Source organism: bacterium, assembly GCA_021372515.1.
In the GTDB taxonomy this organism is placed as follows: Bacteria; Gemmatimonadota; Glassbacteria; order GWA2-58-10; family GWA2-58-10; genus JAJFUG01.
This window is the reverse complement of sequence record JAJFUG010000141.1, coordinates 1-4,356: the sequence shown is the minus strand read 5'-3', so window position 1 is coordinate 4,356 and position 4,356 is coordinate 1. Positions and strand designations below refer to the sequence as shown.

The following is a 4,356-nucleotide window of genomic DNA, read 5'->3' as shown; positions in this document are numbered from 1 at the left end:
ACCTGGAACGTGCCCAGGTCGCGGTTGTTGACTCCCACGATCCGCGCCCCGGTCCGGGCGACCCGCGCGGCCTCGGCCTCGTCGTGCACCTCGACCAGCACATCCAGCCCCAGACTGCCAGCCAACTGGTACAGACCGGACAGTAACGGATCATCCAGCGCCGCGGCGATCAGAAGGATACAGTCCGCGCCCAGCAGGGCCGACTCGAAGACCTGATACTCGGAGAGGATGAAATCCTTGCGCAGCACCGGAATGTCCACGGCCTCGCGTGCCTGGACCAGAAAGTCCGGGTCGCCCTGGAAATATTTCCTGTCCGTGAGCACGCTCAGCGCGGCCGCTCCGCCGTCGACATACTGACAGGCCAGGAGGGCGGGCTGGAAATCCTCGCGGATTAGGCCCTTGGATGGGCTGGCTTTCTTGATCTCCGCGATCAGCGCTACCGGGGAGGCGGCAGCCAGCAGCGCCCGCTCGAACCGTCCCGGCGCATCCGGCGGACAGTCGGCCAGGGCGGCCTTGATCTCGCTCAGCGGGCGGCGGGTCATGCTCTCATCCAGCTCGGCCCGCTTGTAGGCGACTATTTCATCCAGGATACTCATTTCGGGCTTTCCTGTTCTGTCTGGCTCAGGCGGACAAGCAGGGCCAGCTTGTCGCGCGCCGCGCCGCTGTCAATCGAGCGCGCGGCCAGCTCCAGGCCATCTCGCAAGTCCATTCCCTCGTTGAACGCGCTGATCGCGGCGGCGGCGTTGAGCAGCACCACCTCCCGCCGCGGCCCTGCCTGTCCCTCCAGCACCTCCAGGACGATCCGGGCGTTCTCTCCGGCCTCGCCGCCCCGGATCGCCTCGGGCGGACAGAGCGCGAGACCCAGCCCGGACGGCTCCAGGCTGAACTGCCGCACCCGCCCGTTCTCCAGGCAGGCCACCCGGCTGGGGCCGCTCAGGGAGAGTTCGTCCAGGCCGCCGTGACCATGGACCACATAGGCCTTGCGGCTGCCCAGCTTGGCCAGGACCTCGGCCAGGCGCACGGTGAGCTCGGAGTCGTAAACCCCCAGGAGCTGGCAGACTGCGCCGGCCGGGTTGGTCAGGGGCCCCAGGACGTTGAACACCGTGCGGATGCCGATTTCGCGCCGCGGGCCGATGGCGTGTTTCATGGCCGGGTGGAACAGCGGGGCGAAGATGAAACATATCCCAGCCTCATCCAGGCAGCGCGCGACTGTCTCCGGCGCGGCCTCGACATTCACCCCGAGCTGGCGCAGCACATCCGCGCTGCCGCAGCGGCTGGAGACCGAGCGGTTGCCGTGCTTGGCCACCGGCGCCCCCGCGCCCGCGGCCACGAAAGCCACTGCGGTGGAGATGTTGAACGTCCCGCTGCCGTCACCGCCCGTGCCGCAGGTGTCGAGGACCACGGGATGGACTTTCGACACCACCGGCTGCACCTTGGCCCGCATCACCTTGACAAAGGCGGCGATCTCATCGGTGGTCTCGCCTTTCATGCGCAGGGCGGTGATAAAGGCCGCCACCTGGGTAGGCGCGGCCTGGCCCTCCATGATTTCGGTCATGACCGTTTCGGCGGTGGTGGAATCGAGGTCGCGGCGCTCCACCACCAGCCTGAGAGCATCCAGGATCATCGCGGTGCTCCTTCCTCCGGGCCGGTGTCAGCCTCGCGTTTGAGACGGTCGTAAAAATCTCGTATCAGGAGAACAGTCTCGTTTTCATCGGCTGCGGTGAGGATCGAGTCGCCGGCCCGTCCCAGGCTCACCCCCGGGTGCGCGCCGGCGTTTTTCATCAGGGCCGGCAGGGCGTCCCAGAACCCGCCGCAGAGCACGAGCGGACGGGGCGAGATGAGCCGCTTGTTGATGAACTCCCAGGCCAGGGCGATCTCGGCCAGGGTGCCGGTGCCGCCCTTACCCGCCACGTAGGCGTCCCCCAGGCCGATCAGCGTGGTCATACGTTCGATCAGGTCGTTGGTGGGCACGACCTCGTCCAGGAAGGGATTGGGCTCGCGGGTGAACATGCGGCAGGTCACGCCCACGCTCAGGCCCCCCGCCTCGTGTGCACCGCGGTTGGCGGCTTCCATGGCCGCGCCGTAGCCGCCGGTGACGACCACACAGCCCGCGCGGGCGAGGGCTGCGCCCAGCCGCCTGGCGGCGGCCACGCTGGGCGTGTCGCCCGCGTCCGACGTACCGAACACGCAGACCCAGGGCGCCCTGGCCGGACCGCACTTGCGCTTGTATTCACTGAAATCCTTTATCATTTTAGCCTTTTCAGGAAATTGGCCAACATTTTCTTGCCCTCGAAAGTCAGGATCGATTCGGGGTGGAACTGGATGCCCTCGACCGGGTGCTGCCTGTGCCGCAGACCCATGATTATCCCGTCCGCGGTCCAGGAGGTGACGCTCAGGCAGTCGGGGAGGGTTTCGCGCTCGACCACCAGGCTGTGGTAGCGCGTGGCCTCGAACGGGTTGGAGAGGCCCTCGTACAGCGGGGAGCCGTCATGGCTCACCAGACTGGTCTTGCCGTGCATCAGCGTGGGCGCTCCGATCACCCGTCCCCCGAAAGCCTGGCCGATCGCCTGGTGGCCCAGGCAGACCCCCAGCACGGGGATGCGCGGCCCCAGGCGGCGCAGCAGCTCGAGCGAGATGCCCGCGTCTTCCGGCGTGCCCGGGCCCGGAGAAATGACAATACCCCCCGGAGCCAGCGCCTCGACCTGATCGACCGTGATCCTGTCGTTGCGGTGGACGGTGAGTTCGGCGCCGAGTTCGCCCAGGTACTGGACGAGATTATAGGTAAACGAATCGTAGTTGTCAATGACGAGGATCATAGCGGCTCCTGTGTCTGCTCGATGGCCCGCAGCAGGGCGCGGGACTTGTTGATCGTCTCACGGTACTCGCTCTTGGGGTCGGAGTCGGCCACTATCCCGGCCCCGGCCTGGAGGTAGGCGGTCTGGCCCTTGATCACGATGGTCCGGATGGCGATGCAGAAATCGAGGTTGCCCGAGAAATCGATGTAGCCCACCGCTCCGGCGTAGATGCCGCGGGTCTCTTTCTCCAGCTCGTCTATGATCTCCATGGCCCGCACCTTGGGCGCGCCGCTGACCGTGCCGGCCGGGAAACACGCCCCCAGCACATCCAGGGCCGCGGCGCCGGGGACCAACTCACCCTCGACGTTGCTCACGATATGCATGACATGCGAGTAGCGCTCCACTGCCATCTGCTCGGTCACGTGCACGCTGCCGTAGCGGCAGATCCGTCCCAGGTCGTTGCGCCCCAGGTCGACCAGCATCACGTGCTCGGCACGCTCTTTGGGGTCGGCCAGGAGTTCGGTCTCCAGGGCGCGGTCTTCCTCGGGGGTGGCTCCGCGGGGACGGGTGCCGGCCAGGGGACGGGTGACCGCAACTCCATTTTGCGCCCGCACCAGCACCTCGGGCGAGGACCCGGCGACTTTCAGCTCCCCCAGCTTCAGGTAGAACATGTAGGGCGAGGGGTTCACGCGGCGCAGGGCCCGGAACACGTTGAACGGGTCACCCTGGATGCCGGTGGAGAAACGCTGGCTCAGCACCACTTGGAAAATGTCGCCCTTGTGGATGTACTCCTTGGCCTTGAGCACCATCGCCTCGAACTCATCGGAGGTGGTGTTGCTGTCCGGCTGGATGCCGGGCGCGCCGGGGGCCTGCTTGAGCTGCTGCGGCACGAGCACGATCTCGCCCATGCGGCGCATGATCCAGGCGATACGTTCCTGGGCCGTCTCGTACAGCGCCGCGGGGTCATCGCCCTCCTCGACGAACATGCTCACCACCACAGTCACCGTGTGCTTTACATGGTCGAACACGATCAGACGGTCGGCGACCATCAGGAAACAGTCGGGAAGCTCGAGCGGGTTGGGCTTGGTGCTGGGGATGTCCTCGAACCAGCGGATCGTGTCGTAGCCGAAATAGCCGACCAGGCCGCACTGGAACGGTGGCAGGCCGGCCACTGGCTCGGGCTGGTAGCGGCTGACCCAGTCGTTCAGCAGACGGATCGGGTCGCCCTCCAGACGCTCCACGGCGCCGTCGGTGGTCACCTCCAGCGTGCGGCCGGTGACACGGAAAGTGGTGCGCGGGTTGAGGCCGAGGAACGAGTAGCGCCCTATTTTCTCCTCCATATCGACACTTTCGAGCAGGAACGCGTACTCGCTGGGCTCGCAGATTTTCTTGAACACGCTGATCGTGGTATCGGTGTCGGTGTAGAGCTCGGCCGCCACCGAAACCACGCGGCCAGGCCTGGCGCGCCGGATGAACTCTTCCTTTGAGGGCAGGCTGTTTTCCATGTTGTTGTCTCCGGTTCCGGTTGAATTTGAAAGCCGCCTGAAACGAGCAAGGCCGC

5 protein-coding genes are annotated in these 4,356 nt (G+C 66.3%); all 5 read right to left on the bottom strand.

Features of this window, described 5'->3' with window-relative positions; translation table 11 throughout:
- The coding region (locus LLH00_13465; protein MCE5272281.1) for an indole-3-glycerol phosphate synthase TrpC at window positions 1-596 on the bottom strand (596 nt) is incomplete at its 3' end.
- Complete coding sequence (gene trpD, locus LLH00_13460) at window positions 593-1,624, bottom strand: anthranilate phosphoribosyltransferase (GenBank protein MCE5272280.1); 1,032 nt, start codon at window positions 1,622-1,624, stop codon at window positions 593-595. The genes LLH00_13465 and trpD, both read right to left, overlap by 4 nt.
- Window positions 1,621-2,250 carry an LOG family protein gene (locus LLH00_13455; GenBank protein MCE5272279.1) on the bottom strand — a complete coding sequence of 210 codons (630 nt, stop codon included), beginning with the start codon at window positions 2,248-2,250 and terminating at the stop codon, window positions 1,621-1,623. Before LLH00_13455 ends, trpD begins: the two co-directional genes overlap by 4 nt.
- Window positions 2,247-2,816 carry an aminodeoxychorismate/anthranilate synthase component II gene (locus tag LLH00_13450; protein ID MCE5272278.1) on the bottom strand — a complete coding sequence of 190 codons (570 nt, stop codon included), beginning with the start codon at window positions 2,814-2,816 and terminating at the stop codon, window positions 2,247-2,249. Before LLH00_13450 ends, LLH00_13455 begins: the two co-directional genes overlap by 4 nt.
- A complete protein-coding gene (gene trpE / locus LLH00_13445; GenBank protein ID MCE5272277.1) occupies window positions 2,813-4,300 on the bottom strand; it encodes an anthranilate synthase component I in 1,488 nt (495 codons plus the stop codon). Before trpE ends, LLH00_13450 begins: the two co-directional genes overlap by 4 nt.
- Window positions 4,301-4,356 lie beyond the last annotated feature (56 nt).